This is a genomic window from Arsenicicoccus piscis (assembly GCF_022568835.1).
In the GTDB taxonomy this organism is placed as follows: domain Bacteria; phylum Actinomycetota; class Actinomycetes; order Actinomycetales; family Dermatophilaceae; genus Arsenicicoccus; species Arsenicicoccus piscis.
Genome location: NZ_JAKZHV010000010.1, coordinates 112037 through 136183, shown reverse-complemented (window position 1 = coordinate 136183; position 24147 = coordinate 112037). Strand labels below are relative to the sequence as shown.

24 protein-coding genes and 1 pseudogene are annotated in these 24147 nt (G+C 72.2%); 9 read left to right on the top strand and 16 right to left on the bottom strand.

Annotated elements, in window-relative coordinates; all coding sequences use genetic code 11:
* Positions 1-10 precede the first annotated feature (10 nt).
* A complete protein-coding gene (gene mce, locus MM440_RS15745) occupies positions 11-448 on the top strand; it encodes a methylmalonyl-CoA epimerase (RefSeq protein WP_241445826.1) in 438 nt (145 codons plus the stop codon).
* Between the two features lie 576 nt (positions 449-1024).
* Here the strand turns inward: mce and MM440_RS15740 are convergent.
* The gene (locus MM440_RS15740; protein WP_241445824.1) at positions 1025-1867 is read right to left on the bottom strand and encodes a polysaccharide deacetylase family protein; all 843 of its coding nucleotides are present in this window, start codon (positions 1865-1867) and stop codon (positions 1025-1027) included.
* Between the two features lie 292 nt (positions 1868-2159).
* Here MM440_RS15740 and ccrA point away from each other — a divergent pair, with 292 nt between their 5' ends.
* Both ccrA and MM440_RS15730 read left to right on the top strand, forming a co-directional pair.
* Entirely contained in the window at positions 2160-3497 is a 1338-nt protein-coding gene (ccrA, locus tag MM440_RS15735; protein ID WP_241445893.1) for a crotonyl-CoA carboxylase/reductase, read from the top strand.
* Between the two features lie 125 nt (positions 3498-3622).
* On the top strand, positions 3623-4837 hold the full coding sequence (locus MM440_RS15730; protein WP_241445816.1) for an AI-2E family transporter: 1215 nt from the start codon (positions 3623-3625) through the stop codon (positions 4835-4837).
* 42 nt (positions 4838-4879) lie between these two features.
* Here the strand turns inward: MM440_RS15730 and MM440_RS15725 are convergent, their stop codons facing one another.
* The 8 genes from MM440_RS15725 to MM440_RS15690 all read right to left on the bottom strand — a co-directional run bounded on the left by MM440_RS15725 (position 4880) and on the right by MM440_RS15690 (position 12861).
* Entirely contained in the window at positions 4880-5788 is a 909-nt protein-coding gene (locus MM440_RS15725) for an EamA family transporter (RefSeq protein ID WP_241445814.1), read from the bottom strand.
* Between the two features lie 7 nt (positions 5789-5795).
* A complete protein-coding gene (locus MM440_RS15720) occupies positions 5796-6554 on the bottom strand; it encodes an alpha/beta hydrolase (RefSeq protein ID WP_241445812.1) in 759 nt (252 codons plus the stop codon).
* A gap of 35 nt (positions 6555-6589) precedes the next feature.
* The gene (locus MM440_RS15715; protein ID WP_241445804.1) at positions 6590-6871 is read right to left on the bottom strand and encodes a hypothetical protein; all 282 of its coding nucleotides are present in this window, start codon (positions 6869-6871) and stop codon (positions 6590-6592) included.
* Positions 6872-6878: 7 nt separating this feature from the next.
* Complete coding sequence (locus MM440_RS15710; RefSeq protein WP_241445802.1) at positions 6879-7493, bottom strand: PadR family transcriptional regulator; 615 nt, start codon at positions 7491-7493, stop codon at positions 6879-6881.
* A gap of 14 nt (positions 7494-7507) precedes the next feature.
* The gene (locus MM440_RS15705; protein ID WP_241445785.1) at positions 7508-9382 is read right to left on the bottom strand and encodes an FtsX-like permease family protein; all 1875 of its coding nucleotides are present in this window, start codon (positions 9380-9382) and stop codon (positions 7508-7510) included.
* Between the two features lie 17 nt (positions 9383-9399).
* Positions 9400-10287: a hypothetical protein gene (locus tag MM440_RS15700; RefSeq protein ID WP_241445783.1), complete on the bottom strand. Its 888-nt coding sequence runs from the start codon at positions 10285-10287 to the stop codon at positions 9400-9402.
* Between the two features lie 5 nt (positions 10288-10292).
* Positions 10293-10889, bottom strand: a complete 597-nt coding sequence (locus MM440_RS15695; protein ID WP_241445781.1) for an ABC transporter ATP-binding protein — start codon at positions 10887-10889, stop codon at positions 10293-10295.
* Between the two features lie 142 nt (positions 10890-11031).
* A complete protein-coding gene (locus tag MM440_RS15690) occupies positions 11032-12861 on the bottom strand; it encodes a 3-hydroxyacyl-CoA dehydrogenase family protein (protein WP_241445779.1) in 1830 nt (609 codons plus the stop codon).
* A gap of 110 nt (positions 12862-12971) precedes the next feature.
* Here MM440_RS15690 and nucS point away from each other — a divergent pair, with 110 nt between their 5' ends.
* A complete protein-coding gene (gene nucS, locus MM440_RS15685; protein WP_241445777.1) occupies positions 12972-13667 on the top strand; it encodes an endonuclease NucS in 696 nt (231 codons plus the stop codon).
* Positions 13668-13751: 84 nt separating this feature from the next.
* Here the strand turns inward: nucS and MM440_RS17460 are convergent, their stop codons facing one another.
* The 5 genes and pseudogenes from MM440_RS17460 to MM440_RS15665 form a co-directional block, all read right to left on the bottom strand.
* Entirely contained in the window at positions 13752-14183 is a 432-nt protein-coding gene (locus MM440_RS17460) for an oxidoreductase C-terminal domain-containing protein (RefSeq protein WP_338155667.1), read from the bottom strand.
* A pseudogene (locus MM440_RS17455) lies at positions 14172-14944 on the bottom strand (FAD-dependent oxidoreductase); the annotation flags it as partial. The pseudogene MM440_RS17455 and the gene MM440_RS17460, both read right to left, overlap by 12 nt.
* A gap of 137 nt (positions 14945-15081) precedes the next feature.
* Entirely contained in the window at positions 15082-15714 is a 633-nt protein-coding gene (locus MM440_RS15675; protein ID WP_241445773.1) for a histidine phosphatase family protein, read from the bottom strand.
* Positions 15715-15741: 27 nt separating this feature from the next.
* Positions 15742-17820, bottom strand: a complete 2079-nt coding sequence (locus MM440_RS15670) for a protein meaA (RefSeq protein WP_241445771.1) — start codon at positions 17818-17820, stop codon at positions 15742-15744.
* 100 nt (positions 17821-17920) lie between these two features.
* Complete coding sequence (locus MM440_RS15665; RefSeq protein WP_241445769.1) at positions 17921-18349, bottom strand: STAS domain-containing protein; 429 nt, start codon at positions 18347-18349, stop codon at positions 17921-17923.
* 169 nt (positions 18350-18518) lie between these two features.
* Between MM440_RS15665 and MM440_RS15660 the strand changes: the two genes are divergently transcribed.
* On the top strand, positions 18519-19154 hold the full coding sequence (locus tag MM440_RS15660; RefSeq protein WP_241445767.1) for a cob(I)yrinic acid a,c-diamide adenosyltransferase: 636 nt from the start codon (positions 18519-18521) through the stop codon (positions 19152-19154).
* A gap of 36 nt (positions 19155-19190) precedes the next feature.
* On the opposite strand, the gene MM440_RS15655 is transcribed toward MM440_RS15660, so the two are convergent.
* Positions 19191-19619: a DUF2550 family protein gene (locus tag MM440_RS15655; protein ID WP_241445759.1), complete on the bottom strand. Its 429-nt coding sequence runs from the start codon at positions 19617-19619 to the stop codon at positions 19191-19193.
* Positions 19620-19627: 8 nt separating this feature from the next.
* Positions 19628-19906: a F0F1 ATP synthase subunit epsilon gene (locus MM440_RS15650; RefSeq protein ID WP_241445750.1), complete on the bottom strand. Its 279-nt coding sequence runs from the start codon at positions 19904-19906 to the stop codon at positions 19628-19630.
* A 291-nt stretch (positions 19907-20197) separates the two neighbouring features.
* On the opposite strand from MM440_RS15650, the gene MM440_RS15645 reads away from it, so the two are divergent.
* The 4 genes from MM440_RS15645 to MM440_RS15630 all read left to right on the top strand — a co-directional run bounded on the left by MM440_RS15645 (position 20198) and on the right by MM440_RS15630 (position 24143).
* Positions 20198-21175, top strand: coding sequence for a glycosyltransferase family 2 protein (locus tag MM440_RS15645; RefSeq protein WP_284284575.1), 978 nt, complete (start codon positions 20198-20200; stop codon positions 21173-21175).
* Between the two features lie 108 nt (positions 21176-21283).
* Complete coding sequence (locus MM440_RS15640; RefSeq protein WP_241445746.1) at positions 21284-22231, top strand: Wzz/FepE/Etk N-terminal domain-containing protein; 948 nt, start codon at positions 21284-21286, stop codon at positions 22229-22231.
* Complete coding sequence (locus tag MM440_RS17450; RefSeq protein ID WP_241445743.1) at positions 22228-23601, top strand: O-antigen ligase family protein; 1374 nt, start codon at positions 22228-22230, stop codon at positions 23599-23601. The genes MM440_RS15640 and MM440_RS17450 overlap by 4 nt, the downstream gene beginning before the upstream one ends.
* On the top strand, positions 23601-24143 hold the full coding sequence (locus MM440_RS15630) for an acyltransferase (RefSeq protein ID WP_241445741.1): 543 nt from the start codon (positions 23601-23603) through the stop codon (positions 24141-24143). The genes MM440_RS17450 and MM440_RS15630 overlap by 1 nt, the downstream gene beginning before the upstream one ends.
* Positions 24144-24147: the final 4 nt, after the last annotated feature.

Sequence of the window (24147 nt, the reverse complement as noted above, 5' to 3'; positions counted from 1 at the left end):
CGCTCCTCTCATGTCGAAGATCCCCGCGAACCTGTTCACCCACATCGACCACGTCGGCATCGCCGTCGCCGACCTCGACGCCGCGATCGCGTTCTACCAGGACGTCTACGGCATGGAGCTCGCGCACCGCGAGACCAACGAGGAGCAGGGCGTCGAGGAGGCCATGATGGCCGTCGGCGACTCGACCTCCTGCATCCAGCTGCTCGCTCCCCTCTCGGAGGAGTCGACGATCGCCAAGTTCATCGCCAAGAACGGCGTGGGCATCCAGCAGATGGCCTACCGCGTCGAGGACGTCGACGCGGTCTGCGCGACGCTGAAGGAGCGCGGCGTGCGCCTGCTCTACCCCGAGCCCAAGCGCGGCACGGCCGGCAGCCGGATCAACTTCGTGCACCCGAAGGACGCGGGCGGCGTGCTGGTCGAGCTCGTCGAGCCCGCACCCGCGCACTGACCGAGACGCACTGCCCGACGCGCGCTCACCCACCAGCCTGCCAAGGCTGTTCACCCTGGCCCGGCCGAGATGGTGGTTGGCCACCGAAGCGCTGTCGAGATGATGGTTGAGCACGCCACCCCCGCCGAGATGGTGGTTAGCCACCGAGATGGCTGCTCTACCAGCCATCTCGGTGGCCAAGTGCCGTGTCGACGCGTCCCGCGTGGCCAACTGCCGTCTCGGTCACAGATCGACGTGTCGAGGGAGGGCGGGTCGGCGTGGGCGATGTGGCGGTGAGCGTGGGGTGAGGGCCGCTGTGGTGGGTGGGGCTGGTGATGCTGGAGGGGTCTACGGGGGGCGCTTCGGTGTGAACATGCTCAAGAACTCGGGTGGCGCCCACAAAACCGTGAGACGCGCGGGTCCGGACCCTGCGCGCCTCACGCGTTCGTGCGCACATCACGGGTTCGTGCGCGTCTACGGGGTCGCCGTTGACCTAGGCCGACCGTTCTGCGCTGGGCCCGCTGTTCTGCACTGACCGAGCTGTCGAGCTGTCCTGCTCTGGCCCGACCCGTCAGGCACCGGTTGGCAGGGGGCCGCTCAGACGGGTCGGCCGCTGCGCACCAGCTGGTCCAGCCGCACGCTGCGCAGCCCGCGGGCGGCCAGCGTCTCGAGGACGTACGGCAGGGCGGCCACGGTCGTGCTGCGGTCGTAGACCTGCCCCCACCGGCCGCTGACGTGTCCCCCGTCGTGCGCGAGCAGCACGTCACCTGGGTCCAGCAGGGCACCCACGCGAGCACCGGTGGAGCGGTCGTCGCCCGCGCCGTTGGCCTCCAGGCACAGGCTCCAGTAGGCCCCCCGCTCGTCCAGGCGTCCCGCGATCCGCGCGACGTTCGGCGTCGTGAATCCCCTTGGTGGGCGCAGGAATCGGGCACCCTGCACGCTGCCGGCCCGCAGCCCGGCGACCTCGACCAGGGCCGATCGGCCGTCGCGGACCTGACGCTCGACCTCGCGCCCCAGGATCGACTCGAGCGGGGCGTGGTCGTGCGTGTGGTTGGCGAGCAGGTGTCCCTCGCGCACGATGCGCTCGACGATCGCGGGGTGCGCCTCGACGTTGGTGCCGACGCAGAAGAACGTAGCCTGGGCGCCGGCGCGGGCCAGCAGGTCCAGGACCGTGGGCGTGTAGGCCGGGTCGGGCCCGTCGTCGAAGGTCAGCGCCACCACGGGAGCAGAGGTGCGGACCCGGCTGAATCCGCCCGGGTCGGCCGCCCGCCGGGTTGCCTGGGTGCGGGTCGGACCGGAGCCGAGGGTGAGCCGGCCGTCCCCCACGGCGGCGAGGCCGGTGCCGGCGAGCGCGCAGAGCCCGGCGCCGACGAGCGCCGCACGCCGGGGCAGCACCAGGGCGGAGAGGTCCGGGGCCGCCTGAGGGGCCGTGGGCGACACAGCAGCCGACGCAGCAGGCGACGCAGCAGGCGCCGACGTGGCTGAGGACGCGGAGGCGCCTCGGGCCACCGAACGCCGAGCCTGGCCCGGGGCCGCCCCCTCCGGCGGCTCCGAGCCGGGCGCGACGTGGTGGACGCGAGGCACGCCCGTCACTGTAGCGCCAGGCTCACAGGGCGCGCACAACATACGAGAACCGCGCTCGACGTGACCAACGCCACCTGTGGCAGGCATCTCAGTCCCCTTATGGCGGGGCCTACCAGCCAGTAGGTTCGCCAGCATGAGCAACGACGCCATGACCGCCCTGCAGGACGCCATCGTCAGCGGAGACCGGACCGAGGCCACCTACTCGGCGCTCCCCGTCCCAGAGTTCTACCGCGCCGTCACCGTGCATGCCGACGAGACCGAGATGTTCGCCGGCCTCGCCACCAAGGACAAGGACCCACGCCGCTCGCTGCACCTGGACGAGGTGCCCGTTCCCCGGCTCGCGCCCGGTGAGGCCCTGGTCGCGGTGATGGCCAGCTCGATCAACTACAACACCGTGTGGACCTCGATCTTCGAGCCGATGTCCACGTTCGGCTTCCTGCAGCGCTACGGCCGGCTGTCGGAGGACACCAAGCGCCACGACCTGCCCTACCACGTGGTCGGCTCGGACCTCGCCGGCGTGGTGCTGCGCACCGGCCCCGGGGTGCACCTGTGGAAGGCCGGCCAGGAGGTCGTCGCGCACTGCCTCTCCGTCGAGCTCGAGCACCACGACGGGCACAACGACACGATGCTCGACCCCGAGCAGCGGATCTGGGGCTTCGAGACCAACTTCGGCGGCCTCGCGCAGCTGGCGATCGTCAAGACCAACCAGCTGATGCCCAAGCCCGAGCACCTCACCTGGGAGGAGGCCGCGTCCCCGGGCCTGGTCAACTCCACGGCCTACCGGCAGCTCATCTCCCGCAACGGCGCGGGGATGAAGCTCGGCGACCGGGTCCTCATCTGGGGCGCCTCCGGCGGGCTCGGGTCCTACGCCACCCAGATGGCGCTCGCGGGCGGTGCGACGCCGATCTGCGTCGTGTCCTCCCCCGAGAAGGCCGAGATCTGTCGCCGCATGGGCGCCGACCTGGTCATCGACCGCTCCGCCGAGGGCTACCGGTTCTGGTCCGACGAGCACACCCAGGACCCGCGCGAGTGGAAGCGGCTCGGCGCCAAGATCCGCGAGCTCACCAACGGCCACGACCCCGACATCGTCTTCGAGCACCCCGGCCGCGAGACCTTCGGCGCCTCGGTCTACGTCACCCGCAAGGGCGGCACGATCGTCACCTGCGCCTCGACGAGCGGCTACCTGCACGAGTTCGACAACCGCTACCTGTGGATGAACCTCAAGCGGATCATCGGGTCGCACTTCGCCAACTACCGCGAGGCCTGGGAGGCCAACTCGCTGATCCGTCGAGGCCTGATCCACCCGACCCTGTCGCGCACCTACACGATGGACGAGGTGGGCCAGGCGGCCTACGACGTGCACCGCAACCGGCACCAGGGCAAGGTCGGCGTCCTCACCCTCGCGCCCGAGCCGGGCCTCGGCGTGACCCGCCCCGAGCTGCGCGCCGAGCTCGAGCAGGAGATCAACCGGTTCCGCAACGTGTAGACCACGTGTCGCCGACGCGTCGCTCTCGCTTCGCCGACGTGGGAGCCGTCGCGTCAGTCCATTGGTAGCCGAGGTAGCCGACGTGTCACCACGAAGCGCGCACCGGCGCGACTATCGTCGGACCCGTGAGATTGCCGACGTACCGCTGGTGGTCCGAGTACCGCAGCAAGGCCCGTGAGGCACTCGAGGCGAGCAACCGCCTCGAGGAGCAGGTGCGCCTCTCGGCGGGCGCCGCCGACCCGGTGGCGAGCAGCGAGGGGGCGGACGTCGAGGGTGCCCGCCGCGGCGCCGAGCTGACCGGTCAGGCGCTGAGCCGGCCGTTCCGCCTCGGGTTCGTCGGGGCGATGGGGGTGCTCGTCGCCGTCACGCTGTGGAACTTCCTCGGCCAGCTGAGCATGACGCTCACCCTGCTCACGGTGGCCGTGTTCATCGCGGTCGCCCTCGACCCGATCGTCGAGCGGCTCACCGCCGACGGCCTCGGCCGCGGGTGGGCGGTGAGCATCGTCTTCGTCGGTCTGGTCGCCGTCTTCACCCTGCTCGGCTCGCTCGTCGCGCCGGTCGTCGTGTCCCAGTCCTCCGCGCTGGTCGCGAACACCCCGGGCGCCGTCGACGACCTGCTCGCCCAACCCTGGGTGCAACGCCTGGACCAGGACTACCACCTGGTCGACCAGCTGCAGAACCAGATCAACCAGCGGCTCACCGACCAGTCCTTCCTGCAGACCATCGCGGGTGGCCTCTGGGGCGCCGGCGCGGCCGCCGTGAGCGGGTTGTTCCAGACGTTCACCGTCCTGATCCTCACGCTCTACATCCTCGCGAACCTGCCCCGCGCCAAGCAGGCGGTCTACGCGATGGTGCCGGCCAGCCGACGCCCGCGGGTTGTCGCGCTGTCCGAGCAGATCATGCGCCGGGTCGGCGCCTACGCCATCGGCCAGGCGATCGTCGCCAGCATCAACGGCGCCCTCAGCTGGCTGGCCATGCAGATCCTCGGGGTGCCCTACGCGGCGGTGCTCGCCGTGGTGGTGGCCTTCCTCGGCCTGATCCCGATGGTCGGCGCCACCCTCGGCGGCACGGTCGTCACGATCGCCGGGCTCACCGTCTCGCCCAAGGTCGCGATCATCCTGCTCATCTACTACATCGTCTACCAGCAGGTCGAGAACTACCTCATCATCCCGCGCATCATGAGGCGCACCGTCGCCGTCCCCGGAGCCGTCACGGTCGTCGCGGCGCTCGCGGGCGCCACCCTGCTCGGCATGCTCGGCGCGCTGCTCGCGATCCCCGTCGCGGCCGGCCTGCTGCTGCTCTACGAAGAGGTCCTGGTCCCCCGCCAGCGCCGGCTCTAAGTGGTTGGCTCCCCCGGGGTCAGGTGGGCCGGGTCGGGCGGGTCAGGACGGGCGTAGACCGGGAGCGACCGGCGCGTGGGCGCCGTCCTGCCCGGCGTGAGCGCGGACACCGACGATGGCGCCGACGACCACGAGGGCCGCGCCGAGCCACTGCAGACCGCTGAGCGTGCCGCCGAGGACCAGCGCGGTGGCGAGCACCGTGACGACCGGCTCGGCCGTGGAGACGATCGAGGCCCGGGTCGCGCCGAGCACGCCCATCCCGGCGAAGAAGCAGGTCACGGCGATCACGCCGCCGACGACGGCCACCCCCGCCACGGGGACCCAGCCGCGCAGCGCCGCGCCGACGTCGAGGCTGCTGGTCACCAGCCCGGTGACCACGAAGGACAGCGCAGCCGACGCGCACACGAGCGCGCTCGACACCAGCGGCGGCACGCCCCGCCCGACCCGGTCGCCCAGCACGATGTAGATCGCGTAGAGGAAGGGGGCGGCAGCCCCGAGGGCGACCCCCACGAGGTCGCTGCCGCCGCCGATCCGCCCGAGGCACAAGGCGATTCCCACGAAGGACAGGACCAGCGAGAGGACGACGCCGCGAGTCAGCCTGTCGTGGTTGACGATCGACGACAGCAGAGCGACGAGGGAGGGGTAGAGATACAGCAGCAGTCCAACGAGAGCCGGCGAGATCCGTTGCACCGCAGAGAAGTACAGGCTCGACTGCCCGCAGTAGATCACCCCCATCAGCCCCAGCACGAGCATCGCCCGGGTGGCGGGGAGCCGGAGTCGCCGCAGGGCGGCGAGACCCACCACGAGCACGACCGCGGACAGCCCGAAGCGGGCGAGCAGCAGCGTCGGCACGCTGACGCCGTGGCGGTAGGCGAAGACCGCGATGACCGGCATGACGCCGAACGCGATGGCGGAGACGACCACCAGCAGGTAGCCGCGCAGCAGGCTCATGCCGGACTCAGTCGCCGGAGGAGACGACGTCGCCGTCCCAGGTGGTCGGCAGGTGCCCGTCGACGAGCCGGTCGGGGGCCACCACGGCCACGATCTCGTCCAGGGCGCGCCGGACGTACGTCTCCCCCACCCACAGGTGCTTGCCGCCCTCGATGGTGACGACCTTCGCCTGCTGCAGCGGCGCGAATCCTTCACGGGCAGCGGGAGGTTGGAGGAAGTCGTCGTGCTCGGGCACCAGTGCGCTGACCGGCTTGCCGGAGTCGGTCCAGGCCTGCAGGTGCTCGGGCCGCGACCAGCGCAGCGGCGGGCTCATCAAGATGGCGCCCTCGATCGAGGGGTCGAGCCCGTGCATCAGGGTCAGGTCGGTCCCGAACGACCAGCCGAGCAGCCAGCGGTGCGGCAGCGCGGGGTCCTCGTGGAACTCCGCGAACTCGATCGCCGCGGCCACGTCGTAGCGCTCGCTGTCCCCCGCGTCGAAGATGCCCTGCGAGGTGCCGCGCGGCGAGCTCGTGCCGCGCGTGTTGAAGCGGAGCACCGCGACGTCGGCGAGCGCGGGCAGCCGGTAGGACGCCTTCTTGAGGACGTGGCTGTCCATGAAGCCCCCGGCGGTCGGCAGCGGGTGCAAGGTGACGAGCGTCGCGACGGGGTCGCGGTCGAGCGGCAGGGCGAGCTCACCGACGAGGGTGAGCCCGTCGGCGGTGTGCAGCTCGATGTCCTCGCGGCGGGCCGGCAGGATCGTGCCGGACCGGATCTCGTGGACGCTCACGCGTGGTCCTTCCAGGGCTCGTCGGTGGGGCTGGGTCAGACTCTACGACGGTCCTTGGCCGCCCAGCACGACGTGTGCCAGTGCCGGCGGTCCGGCAGGCCACGCATGCCTTCGGCCGGCCACGCGACCACGTGAGGCAGGTCGTCGCTCAGCTCCTGGTTGCACCCCGGACAGCGGTAGACCCGCCCCTGCCCGGCGCCGCGCACGCGCCGCACGGTCCAGGCACCGTCCCAGTGCTGCTCGCGCCGCTCCATGCCGGCCAGCCGACCGAGGGCCAGCGGCGCGTGGTCGACGCGACGACGGTTGGAGCGGGGCATGGCCCCATCATCGCAGCCCGCGCGCCGTCCGGACCGGCGCCTGCCGCTGCGTGGCCGGCTCCGGGGAGCCCGCCGTGGCGGCGCGCGGGGACGCGGAGCCGGCAGCACGGGCTACCCGAGCCTCGACGTGGTCGAGCCAGCGCACCTCGGACTCGGCCGCGAAGATGAGGTTCTCGACGACGAGCAGCCAGGCGAGCTGGGTGCGGTCGCCGTCGGTGACCGTCGCGGACTTGATGCGCGTCAGGTCGCGCAGCTGGCGCATCGTCGCGGTCCGCTGGGCCTGCACGACCCGCGTGACGTCCACGCCGGGCACGGTCACCGCGAGCGCCAGCTTGATCGCCAGCTCGTTGCGCGGCGTGCTCTCACGGTCGACCGGCTCGGACCACCAGCGCTCGACCTCGGCGCGGCCCGCGTCGGTCAGCCCGTAGGTCGTGCGGCCCTCCTCGTCCTCACCGCGCTGGTCGACAAGGCCGTCGCGCTCGAGCCGGGTGAGGGTCTGGTAGACCTGCCCCACGTTGAGCGGCCAGGTGTCACCCGTGCGCGCCTCGAACTCCGAGCGCAGCTGGGCGCCATACATCGGCTGGTCGGCGAGCAGGGCGAGCAGGCCGTTGCGGATCGACATCGTGTCTTCGTCTCCTAGGTGGACCGTCGGGTGAGGGTCGGGTTGGTGCGCACCACGAGGGCGGCGAGCAGGGCGGCGACGGCCAGCCCGACGAGCGCGCCGATCAGCGCGAGCGAGCCCGCCTGCGCCGCGGCGATCCAGCGTCGCAGCCGCCCGGTGGAGCCGATGGCGGCCAGGGTCGCGAGATCGCGCTGTGTTTCCCCCATGGACAGGGCCGTGGCCGTGGTCGTGGCCACCAGGATCAGCAGCACGACCGTGCCGACCAGGAGCCAGCGCAGCCGGTCGTACTGATCGACGAATCCGCGCTCTACGCGGACGTTCTCGTCGGACAGCTGCTCGTCCATGCTGGGGTCGGCGACCGCCTTGGCGAAGGCATCGCGCTGCGCGTCGGTGACCGCGTCGCCGTCGCCCGGGCGCACCATGACGACGTCGGCGCTTCGTTCCAGCCCCAGCGCCCGGGTGCCCACCGGTCCGATCACGGCCGTCCCCATCGGGTTGTAGGCGTCGACGAACGCGGCCTGCTCGCGGGTGAGCGACCCGACCGGCAGCGTCCGGCGGGACCACTCTCGACCGAGCACCGTCGCACCGTCCTTCTGGATGTAGTCGAGCCTGACCCAGGTCAGCGACCCGGCGGACGCTGACGCAGGCACCGAGGTCAGCACCCCTCCGGCCGCGACGATCCGCTGCTGGTCGCGGGTGAGCCGTAGCACGTCGCGCAGGCCGGGGTCGTCCAGCGCGCGGACCGAGGTCGACCCCATCGGCGCGCTGATGTTCAGACCGACGCACGCGGACGGGGGCCGGTCGCGCGGCACGTCGACCGCCTGCGCCGGCGTGCACCCGGGAGCGAGGGCCAGCAGGAGCCACCCATGGTCCGCCGGGGTGTCGGCCGACGGCCTCGGCAGCGCGACCCGGTCGAGCTGGTAGGCGCGCCCCCCGGGGATGGTCTGCTCGACCGCGGCCGGCACGTCCACGTCCCCACCGAACATCCGCGCATAGAGCCACCCCGACGGAGCGCTCGCGACGTAGTCGGAGCGCTGGCGCTCGGTGAACGAGGCGAAGGCGATGGCACTGGTGCCGAGCAGGATGGTGCCGGCCATGATCGCGGCGACCGTCGGTGTCGCCCGACCACGCTGCCGCGCGGCGTCCCGGATGGCGATCCGGACGGGGACCGGCAGCGCACCACCCAGTCGACCGACGAGGCCGAGGATCGCGGGCACCGCGAGGAGGGCGCCGATCACGAGGACGACGGCCGACCCGATCAGGGACCCGAGCACGACCCAGCTGTCGTGGGTGCCCGATCGGGCGAGCGCGACGGCGGCGAAGATGCCGATCCCACCGAGGGCGGCACAGACCAGCCCGACAACCGGGAGCCACCGTCGGGACGGGCGCGGTGCCACGTCGCCACGCAGGGCGGACATCACGTCGAGCCGCCCGAGACCCCGGGCCGGGACCAGCGCGGCCACGACTGCCGCGACGATCGCGCAGCCCAGGACGACGGCGAGCTGGAGCCAGGGGACGTCGAACGGACCGGTGACCGTCGTCGGCCGCCAGCGCAGGTAGACCAGGACGCCGACCCAGCCGAGCAGCACGCCGAGCGCCGCCGCGATCGCGGCCGACCCGACCCGACCCACGAGGGCCTGGGCGAGCATGGTGCGGCGCAGCTGGGCGCGGGTCGCCCCGTTGGAGGCGGCCAGGGCCAGGGTGCGTCGCTGGCGCTGGGCGATCACCGCGAAGGCCGGTCCGGCGAGCAGCGCGGACTCGATGAGCAGCCCGGCCGCGACCAGCCCGAGCGCGACCAGGGTGTCCTGCTGGCCGCTCACCTGGCCGGACGCGGCCTGAGCCTCGGCGGGCACCTGTGCCGGATCGATCAGCACCGCCCGGCTGGCCACCCCGACGCCGTAGCCGCTCAGCCGGGCGACCTCGGCCCAGTCGATCGGCGTGGCCCGGTCGACCAGGCCGGACTGGAAGATCGGTGCCGCCGGGTCCGGCAGGCGGACGAGATCGGCGCGCTGCTGCCCTCCCCGACCAGGGCAGCAGCGACGCCGACGATGGTGACGGAGGTCGCGTGGCTCTGCTGCGCGCCGTCCGGTCCGTGGGTGATGGCCCCGGCCTGCAGGGTGCCGCTCGACGGCAGCCCGCGAGACATCCCGGACTCGGTGACCACCACCTCGTCGCGGGTGGTCGGCCACCGGTCGGAGACCAGGTCGGCCATGCCGCGGACCAGCGGGTCCCGTCCGTCGATGACCAGGGTGTTGAAGCCGCGCCGCGTGTCGCCCACGGTCACCCGGCTGGGGCCGGTGCTGAACGGCAGCACGCGGGCGTCGAGCAGCCGGCCGACCGCGGCACCCATGTCGGCGGCCGGCGCGGCGGAGTTCGACCCGCGCAGCCCGGGGAGGTGCTTGGCGGGCGGCGGCTCGCAGCTGGTCGAGCTCGCGGAGCAGGTGAAGGTCATCTCGCCGGTGGCGCTGGGCGCGTAGGCCTGGTCCTGGACCGACTCGACCACGCCGGCCGCGCGACCCATCAGCCCCGGGATCGCCTCCTGGCCGTGCACGTCCTTGGTCGCGTAGCCCGTGAGGGCGGCGACCATGAGCAGCACCGGCAGGGCGATCATCACCAGCACGAGCGCGCTGCGCCCCCGGTGGGCGGCCGTGTCGCGGACGGCGAGCCGCAGCGCGACGCGCCAGCCCGCTCGCCACTCGGCGAGGCGCGAGCGCGACGTCGGCGGCCGGGACCCGCCACGGGGCCGGTCGGAGGCGCTGGAGCCGGTCGGCGCCTCGGCGATGGTCGTGGCCATGGCGCTCAGACCCCAGTCGTCTCGAGCAGGGACTCGGCGCTCGGGGCCGGCCCGGTCGTGTCGACCACGACGCCGTCGCGCAGGAAGACGACCCGGTCGGCCCAGGCTGCGTGCCGGGCCTCGTGGGTCACGAGCAGACCGGCCGCGCCCTGGTCGCACCGGTGGCGCAGGACCTGCAGGATCGCCTCGCCGGTCACCGAGTCGAGCGCGCCGGTGGGCTCGTCGGCGAGCACCAGGCGTCGGTCACCGACGAGCGCGCGGCAGATGGCGACCCGCTGCTGCTGCCCGCCGGACATCTGGTCGGGGTAGCGGTCGGTCAGCTCGCGGATGCCGACCTCCTCGAGCGCCGCCCGGGCGTGCTTGCGGGCCTGGCGCGGGCGCATGCCGTCGAGCTCGAGCGGCAGCGAGACGTTCTCGGCCGCGGTGAGCGAGGAGATCAGGTTGAAGAGGTTGAGCAGGGTGGACTTGCCCGATCCGGAGGGACCCATCACGGCGACCAGCTCACCTGCCTGGACCACGAGGTCTACCCCGCGCAGGGCGTGGACGGCGGTGTCGCCGGAGCCATGGGTGCGGCTGACGTCCGAGAGCTGGAGCACGACCATCGGGCCTCCTCTGCTGAGCGACATACCGAGTATTTCTGCTGGTAGGTAGAGGTATACCGAGTATGTCGCGAGAGGTCAAGAGTCGCCGTAGCGGCGTGTCGTGTCGTGTCGCGCGGTGTTACGTGCCGCGTGCCTGCGCGGGCTACGCGGTGGCGTAGCTGCGGAAGCCCTTGCCGGTCTTGCGGCCGAGGTAGCCCGCCTTGACCATCTGCTCGAGCAGCGGAGCGGGGGCGTAACCGCGGTCGCGGAACTCCAGGTAGAGCTGGCGCTCGATCGCGTGCGAGACGTCCAGGCCGACGACGTCGAGCAGCTCGAACGGCCCCATGGGCAGGCCGCAGCCGTTCTTCATCGCGAGGTCGATCTCGTCGGCGGAGGCGTAGTTGGCCTCGAGCATCTTGACCGCGTCGTTGAGGTAGGGGAACAGCAACGCGTTGACGATGAAGCCGGCCCGGTCGGCGCAGCGCACCGGCACCTTGCCGAGACGTCGGCAGAGCGCGATCACCGTGTCGGTGACCTCCGGGTCGGTCGCGACCGAGTGCACGACCTCGACCAGCTTCATCGCGCGGGCCGGGTTGAAGAAGTGCATCCCGATGACGTCCTGCGGCCGGGAGGTCGCGGCGGCGCACTCGATCACGGGCAGGCTGGACGTGGTCGTCGCGAGGATCGCCCCCGGCTTGGCCACGGCGTCCAGCCGCCGGAAGAGGTCGAGCTTGACCTCGAGGTCCTCGGCGATCGCCTCGACCACCAGGTCGACCTCGCCGAGCGCAGCCACGTCGGTGGCGGACGTGAGCCGCCCGAGCACGGCCGCCTTGGCCTCCTCGGTCGACCTCCCGCGGGCGATCGCCTTGTCCTGGCTGGTGGTGATGGCCGCGACGACCGCATCGACCTTCTCGCTCGACCGCCCGACGAAGGTGACCGGCAGCCCGGCTCCGGCGAGGACCTCGATGATGCCGGTGGCCATCGTGCCGGTGCCGACCACCCCGACGCGCTCGACCGCGCGGGCGGGGCCGGCGGCCGGGTCCGGCTCGGCCGGTGTGAGGGCGTCCGGCACGATCTGCGAGGACCCCGGCCCCGCATAGGTGTAGAACCCTCGGCCGGTCTTGCGCCCGAGCATCCCCGCCGTGACCATCTGCTTGAGCAGGGGCGTCGGGGCGTGCAGCTTGTCGCGGTCCTGGCGATACATCGTGTCGAGCACCTGCAGGCAGGTGTCCAGGCCGATCAGGTCGACCAGCGCCAGCGGGCCGAGCGGGTAGCCGCAGCCGTGGCGCATGGCCGCGTCGAGGTCCTCGCGCGTGGCGTACCGGCTCTCGTAGAGCGAGATCGCGTGGTTGAGGTAGCCGAGCAGCAGCGAGTTGGCGATGAAGCCGGCGCGGTCCCCCGCGATGACCGGGGTCTTGCCGAGCCGCTCGGCGAGCGCCCGGGTGGTCTCGACCACGTCAGGGGCCACGATGACCGTGCGGATGACCTCGACGAGCGGCTGCACCGTCGCCGGGTTGAAGAAGTGCATCCCGACGACCCGGCTCGGGTCCTTCGTGGACACCGCGATGTCGGTGACCGAGAGGCTGGAGGTGTTGGTCGCGAGGATGGTGTCCGGCCGCACCACCGCGTCCAGCGCGCCGAAGAGCTGCTGCTTGGCCTCGATGATCTCGGGGATCGCCTCGATCACCAGATCGACGTCGGCGAGGGCGTCGAGCGCGCTCGCGAAGGTCACCTGCGCGTCCACCTCGGCCTTCTCCTGCGCCGTCAGCTTGCCGCGCTCCACCCCTCGTGCCGTAGACCGCTCCACGCGCTCGCGGCCACGCTCCAGCGCCGCTGCGTCCAACTCTACGGCAACGACGGGGACACCCGCCCGGGCGAACACCTCGACGATGCCGGACCCCATGATGCCGAGGCCGACCACCCCGACGGTCGTGACGGCGCGCGTGCCGTCGTCGGTGTGCTGCTGGCTGTTGGCGGGCTGGTTGTCCGGCATGCGCCCGAGTCTGGTTCGGCCACGCAGCCCGGGCAAGGGTGGCGCCACGCGACGTCGGTCACAGTCGGGCTCGGTGGTCACGATGGCCCCGTGGGCTAGGCTCGGGCACCGTGCGTCTCGTGATCGCCCGGTGCAGCGTCGACTACCTCGGCCGGCTCACCGCCCACCTGCCCCTCGCCACCCGGCTGCTCGTCGTCAAGAACGACGGGTCGGTGCTGGTGCACTCCGACGGCGGTTCCTACAAGCCGCTCAACTGGATGTCGCCGCCGTGCACCCTGGTCGAGGTCGAGCCCACTCCCGAGGAGGCCGAGGCGGGCGCGACCGCCTGCTGGATCGTGCAGAACGCCAAGTCCGACGACCGGCTGCGGGTGCAGCTGCACGAGGTGCTGCATGAGCACAGTCACGACCTCGGCGTGGACCCGGGCCTGGTCAAGGACGGCGTCGAGGCCCATCTGCAGAAGCTGCTGGCCGAGCACATCCACACCCTCGGCGAGGGCTGGACGCTCGTGCGCCGGGAGTTCATGACCGCCATCGGTCCGGTCGACATCCTCTGCAAGGACGCCTCCGGTGCCACCGTCGCCGTCGAGATCAAGCGCCGCGGCGAGATCGACGGCGTCGAGCAGCTGACCCGCTACCTGGAGCTGCTCAACCGCGACCCGCTCCTCGCACCGGTGACCGGGATCTTCGCGGCGCAGGAGATCAAGCCGCAGGCCCGCACCCTCGCGACCGACCGCGGGATCCGTTGCGTGACACTGGACTACGACGCCTTGCGGGGCATCGACGACATCGAGTCGCGGCTGTTCTGAGACTGTTCTGAGGCCGCCTCAGAGGGAGTGCCGCGCTCAGCGCGGCCCAGCGAGTCGCGCTCAGCGCGGCCCAGCGAGTCGCGCTCAGCGCGGCAGCCGGCGGGCCAGCGCGCGCAAGTCGGTCGCGGGGTCGCCGAGCAGGTCGGCGCCCACCGAGGCGCCCGCCTCGACCAGGCGACGCACGGCTCGACCGGTGGGACCGAGGTCCACGGTCACCGCGCCGGTGAGCGCCCCGTCGACCAGCCGCAGCACCGCGAACGGCGGCTCCCCCACCACGCCGCGGACCACCCGGTCGCCGTGCACCGCGTCACCCGTCACCTCGACGTGGTGGCCGTAGCGGTCGGTCCAGAACCACGGCGTCTCGTGCTCGTGCTCGTGCTCGTGCTCCTGCTCGCGCTCCGACTCGGGCCCGTCTCCGGTCGCGATCGCCGCGGCCGCGCGGGCCGCGGATCGCGTTGCGGCGTCCCAGTGCTCGCTGCGGGTGCGGCCCAGCCGCGGGTGCTCGTGCAGCGCCACGTCGCCGATCGCGTAGACCCCGGCGCCCGTCGTGCGCCCGGCCCCGTCGACGACCACCCCGCTGCCGGGGACGACCTCGAGCCCGCTGGCCTCGGCGACCCGGGTGTCCGGGATGCCGCCCACGCCGACGACGACGTCGTCGACAGCGAGGACCTGCCCGTCGCTGGTGACCACCTCGAGGCGCGGGCTCGTCGAGCCGCCCGGCGTCGACCCGCCCCGCGTGGACCTGTCCCGCGTGGACGTCGTTGCGGCCGTGCGAATCTCGACCACCGCGGCCTCGACGACCCGCACCCCGTGCGCGACGTGCAGGTCGTGCAGCCAGCGCGCGACGTCCCGTCCGACCACTGCCTCCAGCGGCAGCGTCGGCTCGACGAGGATGACCTGCGCCCCGAGATCGCTTGCGGTGGAGGCGATCTCGGCTCCGATGAGCCCGCCACCGACGACGCAGACCCGACGGCCGGGCACGAGAGCCTGCCGCAGTCGCCGCGCGTCTCGACGGTGCGCAGGTGGTGCAGCTCGGCGAGGTCGCCGCCGACCACCGGCAGCCGCCGAGCCAGCCCACCGGTCGCCAGCACCACCGCGGCGGCCGGCAGGGTCTGCCCGTCGGCCAGGACCACCGCGAGGTCGTCGGGCGCGGAGCCGACCGCACGGTCTACCGAGATGCCTTGGTGGAGAGCGATGTCCGAGGCGGCGAACCACGCCTCGTCGTGCAGCCTGATCCCGCTCTCGTCGACCTCGCCGCGCAGCAGCTCCTTCGACAACGGCGGTCGGTCGTGCAGCAGGTCACCGGCGTCGATCAGCGTGATTGGCCCGGCCTACCCCTGCGCGCGGAGCTCGGCGCAGCAGCTGACCCCCGCGATCCCACCGCCCACGACGACGACCGGGAGCTGGCCGGCGCTCACACCGACCTCGGGTCGGTGGTGCCGGGCCAGCTGTCGACGACCCAGCCGTCAGCGTCCGCCCGCACGACCGCGGGCACCGCGTTGGGCAGGAAGTTCTTGCGCGCGTAGTCATCTCGCACGTTCTGGGCAAGTCGTGGGAGCACGAGCGACATCACGCCGCCGTGGCTGAAGACGAGGACGTGCCGGCCACGGTTGGCGTCGACGATCTCCTCCAGCGCCGCGCGCACCCGGGCCAGGACCTGGTGACCGTCCTCGGCACCGGGGAAGGACGCGTCCAGGTCGCCGTCCAGCCACGCCTCGAAGACGACCGCGACGTCGGGGTCGCTGTAGCGCCGCCCGACCAGGTCACCGACGGAGTACTCCTGCAGGCCGGCGACCACGGTGTTCTCGAGCCCGAGGACGGACGCCGCCAGCTCGCCCGACTCGACCGCCCGCTCCAGCGTCGAGGAGTAGACCGCCCCCACCGCCACAGCGGGGTCCGCGGCCAGCCGCTCGGCCAGGGCGCGCACCTGCTCGCGCCCGAGCTCGCTCAGCCACCCGCCCTCGTCGGTGATCATCCCCTGGACGTCGTACTCGGCGTCCCCGTGCCGCGCGACGTGGAGGGTGGCGGCGCACTGCAGATCGCTCACGCTCGCCACTCTAGCGGGGTGCGAGAGCTACGCCGGGTGGGCCTGGAGGCCGTTGGCGGCACGCACGATGTCGACGACCTGGCCCATGATGTCGTTGAGGCCGAAGTCCTTGGGGGTGAACACCGCCGCGACCCCGAGCCGCCTCAGCTCGGCCGCGTCGCGCTCGGGGATGATGCCCCCGAGGACCACGGGCACGTCGCCGGCTCCCGCGGCCCGCAGCCCGTCGAGGACCTCCGGCACCAGCGCCAGGTGCGACCCCGACAGCACCGACAGGCCGACCACGTGCACGTCCTCGGCGATCGCTGCGGCGACGATCTCACCCGGGGTCAGCCGGATGCCCTGGTAGATCACCTCGAAGCCCGCGTCGCGCGCGCGCACCGCCACCTGCTCGGCGCCGTTGGAGTGGCCATCCAGCCCGGGCTTGCCGACGAGGAAGCGCAACCGGCCACCGAGCTCGTCGCCGGTGCGCCGCACCCGGTCGCGGACCACGGCGAGCTCGGAGCTGAACGGCGCCGCCGGGCCACCCGCGAGCTCCTGGTCGGGCGTCGCACCGGCGCTGGACGCGCCGAACACCCCTGTGTGAGCGCGATATTCGCCGAACACCTCGCGCAGGGCGTCGGTCCACTCCCCCACGGTGACGCCCGCGCGGGCGCACTCCAGCGACGCCTCGACGAGGTTGGTGGAGCCCGCAGCGTCGGCCTTCAGCCGGGCCAGCGCCGCCGAGGCGGCGTCGCGGCGCTGCGGGTCGGCGTCGCGCGCCTCGCGCCAGGCGCGCACCGCCTCGACGGCCTGCCGCTCGACGTCGGGGTCGACGCTGTGGATCGCCTGGTCCAGGTCGGCGGTGAGCGGGTTGGGCTCGGTGGTCGTGAAGCGGTTGACGCCCACCACGACGTCCTCCCCCGACTCGATCCGGCGTCGGCGGGCGGCGTGCGAGGAGACCAGGGCGGACTTGAGGTAGCCGGACTCCACGGCCTCGACGGCACCGCCCAGGGCGAGGATCCGGTCTACCTCCTGCCGGGCACCGGCCACCAGCTCGGCGACCTTGGCCTCGACGACGTGCGACCCCGCGAACAGGTCGTCGTACTCCAGCAGGTCGGACTCGAAGGCGAGCACCTGCTGGATCCGCAGCGACCACTGCTGGTCCCACGGCCGCGGCAGGCCGAGTGCCTCGTTCCACGCCGGCAGCTGCACGGCGCGGGCGCGGGCGTCCTTGGACAGCGTGACGGCGAGCATCTCCAGCACGATGCGCTGGACGTTGTTCTCGGGCTGCGCCTCGGTCAGGCCGAGGGAGTTGACCTGCACGCCGTAGCGGAACCGCCGGTGCTTGGGGTCCTGCACGCCGTAGCGCTCGCGGGTGACCTCGTCCCAGAGCTCGACGAAGGCGCGCATCTTGCACATCTCCTCGACGAAGCGCACCCCCGCGTTGACGAAGAACGAGATCCGCGCGACGACCTCGCCCATCCGCTCTTGCGGCACCTGGCCCGCCGCGACGACCGCGTCGAGCACGGCGATGGCGGTGCTCATCGCGAACGCCAGCTCCTGCACCGGCGTCGCGCCCGCCTCCTGCAGGTGATAGCTGCAGATGTTGATCGGGTTCCACCGCGGCATCGCCTCGACCGTGTAGGCGATCATGTCGGTGATCAGGCGCAGCGACGGCTCGGGACCGAAGATGTGCGTCCCGCGCGAGAGGTACTCCTTGATGATGTCGTTCTGCGTCGTCCCCGCGAGCAGCGGCACCACCTGGGTCGGGTCGACGCCGTCGGCGACGGCCTGCTGCTCGGCGACGCTCTGGTAGAGCGCGAGCAGATACATCGCCGGCGCGTTGATGGTCATCGAGGTGTTCATCTGCGCCAGCGGGATCTGGTCGAACAGCGCGGTCATGTCGCCGAGGTGGCTGATCGGCACCCCGACCTTGCCCACCTCACCGCGCGCGAGGATGTGGTCCGGGTCGTAGCCCGTCTGGGTGGGGAGGTCGAAGGCCACCGAGAGCCCGGTCTGGCCCTTGGCCAGATTCGTCCGGTAGAGCTCGTTGCTGGCCTGCGCGGAGGAGTGGCCCGCGTAGGTGCGCATCACCCACGGTCGGTCCTTGTCGTGGTTGACGCCCATGGGCCGAACGTACCCGCCGGTAACGGCGACGGGGAGGGCATCGCGCCGTGACGGTCACCACAACGGGTCCGCCCCTGGTGCCCCTCGTGCACGGCCGTGGTCAGGGCGTGACGGTCACCACAGGCCGGCCCTGGCGCCGGCGGCCGGCGAGCAGGTCCTCGCGGGGAGCCTGCCAGTTGAGCACCCGGTGCAGCCGTGAGCCGCGCACGAGCCGCTCGAGGCGCGGGGTGGCGTCGACGACGACGAGGCGACGCTCGAGGGCCACGGCTCGGCGGTGGACGCTCACGACGACCGCGAGCCCGCTGGAGTCGTGGACCTCGGCCTCGGCGAGGTGGATGAGCAGGTCGCCCCGACCGCTGAGCAGGACCCGGTGGAGGGCGTCGCGGACCTCGGCGACGGAGCGGACGTCCAGCCGGCCGCGGACCAGGACCTCCTGGCCCGGCACGAGCTCCTCGACGACGGCCGGCGCAGCGGCAGCCGTCGCAGCCCCCGCCGATCCGGTCGGGGATAGCGTCGAGCCAGTCGTCATCGGGCCTCCCTCCCTCTGCCGTTCGGCCAGGGTAGCCCCTTCGGCCCAGTCTGTGACAGAGGTTTCGTGATATTGCGTAGCCGTTTCATTACATTCTGTAGCAAAGAACGCCATGAGATGGGGACTTTCGCCACACCGGCGCGGCAGCGGGGCGTGGGACGATGGCGCCATGGTCAACCTCACGCGCATCTACACCCGGACCGGCGACCAGGGCACGACCGCGCTCGGCGACTTCAGCCGGACCCGCAAGACCGACCCCCGGCTGGCGGCCTACGCCGATGCCAACGAGGCCAACGCGGTGCTCGGCGTCGCCATCACCTGCGGGGGGCTGCGCACCGACGTGGTCGAGACGCTGACGCGCGTGCAGAACGACCTGTTCGACGTGGGTGCGGACCTCTGCAACCCCCTCGCCCCCGACCCCGAGTACCCCCCGCTGCGGGTCAAGGCGGCCTGGGTCGACGAGCTCGAGGCCGACTGCGATCGCTACAACGACGAGCTGGACAAGCTCCGGTCGTTCATCCTGCCCGGAGGCACCCCGGGCGCGGCCTACCTGCACCACGCGTGCACGGTGGTGCGGCGCGCGGAGCGCTCCACCTGGGCCGCGATCGAGGCCTACGGCGACCAGGAGGCCCCCGAGGGCAGCCCGCGCGGCACCGGCGGGGTCAACGTGCTGGCCGCGACCTACCTCAACCGGCTCTCCGACCTGCTGTTCATCCTCGCCCGGGTCGCCAACCTGGGTGCGGGCGGCGACGTGCTCTGGCAGCCCGGTGGTGGCCGCGAGCTGCGCGACGCCCCGATCCCGTAGCTCTGCGGCTGGTCGGTCCCGCCGCGAGCGGGTCGGTCAGGCGCTGTGCCCGATCCCCGGAGGCGCCGCCTCGAACCACGAGCGCATCGAGGTGTAGGCGGGGCGCGGGAGCGCGATCTCGACGACCTCGGCGCCCAGCTGGCTGCGCAGCACGATCGGGTCGTCGACCAGGGCGGGCATGTCGCCCGCCACGGGGGGTCCGAGCGTGGTGACGGCCGCCGTGCGAGGGATCTCGCACGACGGCCGGACGCTGAGCGCGCTCAGCGGGTAGAGCAGGACCGAGTCGACGTCGTAGCGCGCGAGCCGGACGTGCCAGCGGCGGCCCGGGACGCGCTCGGCACAGACGATCATGGCGGCACCAGCGGCGATGTAGCGGCGGCGCCAGAAGGTCAGAGCGAGGAGCAGGACAACGAGGAGCAGCAGGGCGCACACGAGCCACTCGACCAGGAGCAGCCCGAACGCCATCTGATCACCTAGTGCGCGGCCGCCCGAGGGGCAGCGTCCTCGTCGACGTTCTCCGCGACGATCTTCACGCGGTCGTGGTGGACCGAGAGGAAGCCCCCGTCGATGTCGTAGCTGGAGCGCCCGGAGTCCGACACGATGGTCACCGGACCGCCGACGAGCGCCGCGAGCAGCGGGGTGTGACCGGCCAGGATGCCCACGTCACCCTCGGTGGTGCGTGCCGACACGCTCTTGGCGTCGCCCTCCCAGACCACACGGTCTGCGGCGACGAGCTCGACCTGCAATGCCACGGTGTCTCCTCCATCGGACGTCGGGGTACCGCTCATCGTAGCGTGCATGGACCGCTGCGACGGATCACGCCGACGGTGGTGTCACACCGGTGCAGATCGCCAGAAGAGGGATTTTCCTCACGGACCGGACTCACCCGTCACCCACGGTGACCACTGCGTGAGCAGAGCGCGCCGGATGAGTGGGAATCGGCTCAGTTGGGCCACAGAACGAGGGTCCGGGTCGCTAGCCTGGAAAGGATCCACGGGGAGATCACTCGACCGACCAGCAGCACCAGCAGTACGGGGGGACATGTGCCGCGCATCTCTGTCATCATGCCGACCTACCGGCGACCACACCTGCTCCAGCACTCGCTGGGCAGCGTCGTGGCGCAGACCTTCGACGACCCCACGGCCGAGCTCGAGGTCCTGGTGTGCGACAACGGCAACGACCCGGAGACCGCCGCCGTGGTCGAGCGGTTCGACGACCCGCGGGTGACCTACGTCCCCCGGCCCAGGAACCTCGGCATGGTCGGCAACGCCATCGACGGCTTCCGGCGCGCCACCGGGGACCTCGTGGTCAAGCTCGACGACGACGACGTGCTCTACCCGGCGTTCCTGCAGACGCTCACCGCGCCCTTCGCGGACCGGCCGCGCCTCACCGTGGCGTTCAGCGACCACGACCTGATCGACTCCCGGGGGCGGCTGATGATCGAGCCCACCCAGGCGCTCACCCGGGCCACCAAGCGCGACCGCATCCCCGCCGGCGTCCTGCCGTCGTTCACGCCGGCCGCGGCGTTCGGCTCGGTCCACCTGGCCTCCGCCGTCCTGCGCCGCGACGCGATCGACTGGGACGCCATCCCGGACCACGCCGGCACGTCCTACGACTACCACCTGGTCATGTCCGCGGCCGCGGACGGGCACGAGGCGTTCTACTCCCCCGAGCGGCTGATGGGCTACCGCATCCACGGCGCCAACGACTCGACCCGCAACATCATCCCGAGCCTGGAGGCGGCCCTGGCCATCTCCCAGCACGCGCTGGACGACGGCCGGCACACCGACCCCGGGGCGAGCGCCGCCCTGCACGCCCGGATGAGCCAGGACCGCCGCCGGATCGCCCGTGAGTACCTCCTCGAGGGGCGCCACGGCGAGGCTCGCGCGAACGCCCGGGCCAGCCTGCTCGCCCACCCGACCGCCGAGGCGGCCCGGGTCCTCGCCCTCTCGTGCGTTCCCCAGCGCGTGGGCCAGGGCATCGCCGCCGCGCGCCGCAAGGCCTTCGTGGGTCGGCTGTAGCGCCCGCACGTTCAGCGCCGCGCCGTACCCTGGAACGAGAAGTCAGCCTCGACGACGAGGACCGCACCAGCAGACACCCCGTCCGTGGGGTGACCATCAAGGAGAACCGTGTCCACTGTCACCACCCCAGCCACGCCGCTGAACGCCCTGCGTCAGCGGTGGTGGCTCGCCGCCGTCCTGCCGATCATCGGCGCCATCATCGGGTTCCTCGTCGCCGCCATGCTCCCCACCACCTACACCGCCGAGTCGCGGGTGGCCGTGGGCAAGGGCGACCTGTCCTCCGGTGCGATCGCCGGCTTCCCGGTCGCTGCGGCCTCGCTCGCGTCGAACTACGCCCGCTACGTCAACGACTCCGGCGTGGCGGGCCAGACCGAGGTCCCGGAGGGCGTGACCATGGCCGCCTCGGAGATCCCGGACTCCTCGGTCGTGCGCATCGAGGCCACGTCCAAGGACCAGGACCAGGCCGTCGCCGCCGCGCAGAAGACGGCTGAGGACCTGGTCAAGCAGGTCAACGGCAGCCAGGCCGAGGGCAGCCCGCAGACCGCGCTCGCCGACTACAACAAGATCGCCGCCCAGTGGGCCGCGGCCCAGACGGCCAGCAACGCCGCCGCCGACCGCGTCGGCAAGCTCTCCGGCACCGGCAGCTCGGCGACCGCCCTCGCGGAGGCCCGCAAGACCTACGAGGACGCCCAGGTCAAGCTCGCGAGCCTCGCGGTCCAGAAGGAAGCGCTGTCGCAGAAGTACCAGAACATGGTCGCCAACAGCTCGACGGCCGCTGACCTGACCCTCGTCAAGAAGGCCGAAGTGACGGCGTCCGACAAGTCCTCGCGCGAGCAGACCCTGGCCCTGATCGGCTTGGTCCTCGGTCTCGGCCTGGCGCTGCTGCTCGCCGCCCGCGCCGCCCGCCGCGAGAACCGGCGCGCCACCCGCGTCGAGCGGGTCGAGCGCACCGACAGCACTGTGCGCACCGAGCGGACCGACGGCGTCGTTGAGCGCACCGACGGCACGGCCGGCGTCGAGACCACCCCGCGCTCGCAGGCCACCTCGCGCCGGTGACCGCCGCGACCGACTCGTCGACTCGGGTCGTCGGTCTCCCGAGCCGGGAGGCCGACGACGCCAACGGGGTGCCCGCCTACGTCTGGCTGTTCCTCGGCTCGCTCGTGTTCAACATGTTCTCGGGCTACAGCAACTACCTTGGCTTCCCCATCGGCCCCGACCGCATCCTGTTCGCCGGTGCCGTGGGACTGCTGCTGCTCGACCCGCGCGTCGAGCGCCTCCGGTTCAAGCCGGTCTACGTGATCATGGCGGTGCTGGTGGTCTGGACGGCCTGCTCCGCGCTCAGCCACGGGGTGCTGCTGGAGACGGCGAAGGCCTACGCGCTGCTCGACCGGATCATCGTCCCGTTCCTGATGTTCTGCCTGGGGCCGCTGATCTTCTCGACCAGCAGGCGTCGGGTGATGCTGCTGAAGACGCTCTGCCTCATCGGGATCTACCTCGGGCTGACCGCGATCTTCGAGATCATCGGGCCGCACGCGCTGGTCTGGCCGAGCTACATCATGGACCCCAACATCGGCATCCTCTTCGGGCGGGCGCGTGGACCGTTCGCGTCCGCGGAGCCCAACGGGATGACCATGGGGCTCGCGCTGTTCGCGTCCTCGATCCTCTACACCAAGCTGCGCGGTGGCTGGCGCCGGGTCGCGCTCGTCGGCATCGTGCTGTCGGCGCTCGGCACGATCCTCTGCCTCACCCGCTCGGTGTGGCTCGCCACCATCGTCGCCCTCCTGGTGATCGGCTACCTCGTGCCGGAGATCCGTCGGCGGCTGCCGGCGCTGATCGCGTCGTTCGTCGGCGTGGTCGCGTTCATCCTGCTGGCCGTCCCGCCCATCGCCAACCCGCTCATCGAGCGGTTCACGATGGAGAGCTCGCTCTACGACCGGCAGAACACCAACGCGGCCGGCCTGCGGATCGTCGCCGAGTCCCCCATCTTCGGGATCGGCTGGGGGCGCTACCTCGACATCGGCGCCAACTGGATCCGCCAGGCGGACACCTACCCGGTGACGAACATCAACATCGAGATCCACAACACCTTCTTGTCCCGGGCCGCCGAGACCGGTCTGCCGGGCGCGCTGATGTGGATCCTCTGCGTCGCCCTCGGGCCGGCGCTGTTCCTGGTCGTCAACCGGCCGGCCCGCTCGAGCGAGCGGTTCGTCTGGTGGCTCATGCTCATCGCGGCGACCTGCTACTGGTTCTTCCCCTCGATGTCGAGCCCCAACCCCTATCCCCTGCCCAACAACCTGTTCTGGCTCATCGGCGGCATCGTCGGTCGCCAGCTCATGGTGCTGCCGCGCGCCGACGAGATCGCCGCCGGCGTGCCCGAGCCGACAACTGCGGCCGCGGTGGTCGGCTCTGACGAAGGAGAGATCTGATGGCCCTCGGTGACGTCGCTCGCTGGGTGCGGGACTCCGTGCTCGCCACCGAGCGGCTGCGCCGGGCCAACCCCGGCGCCCGCATCACCCGCGTGCAGTTCGGCGGTGACGTGAGCCGCTGCCACCTGGCCGACCAGGTCTCGGTCATCGGCCCCACGGTCATCTGGGTGGGAGACGGCGGCGGGCTGACCGGTGGCCGTCTCACCGTCGGCGAGCGCACCTACATCGGCGAGTTCAACAACATCCGCACCGCCGGGGCGCCCATCACCATCGGGCGCGACTGCCTGATCTCCCAGCACATCACCATCGTCGGCAGCAACCACGGCACCGCGCCCGGACGCACCATCGTCTCCCAGGACTGGTCCGGCGACGGCGTCGTGATCGGCGACGACGTGTGGGTCGGCGCGGGCGCCACCATCCTGCCCGGCGCCCGCATCGGCGACGGCGCGATCATCGCGGCCAACTCGGTCGTGCGTGGCGAGGTGCCGCCCGGCACGATCTACGGCGGCTCGCCCGCCCGCCAGATCGGCGTTCGCTCCTAGCCCG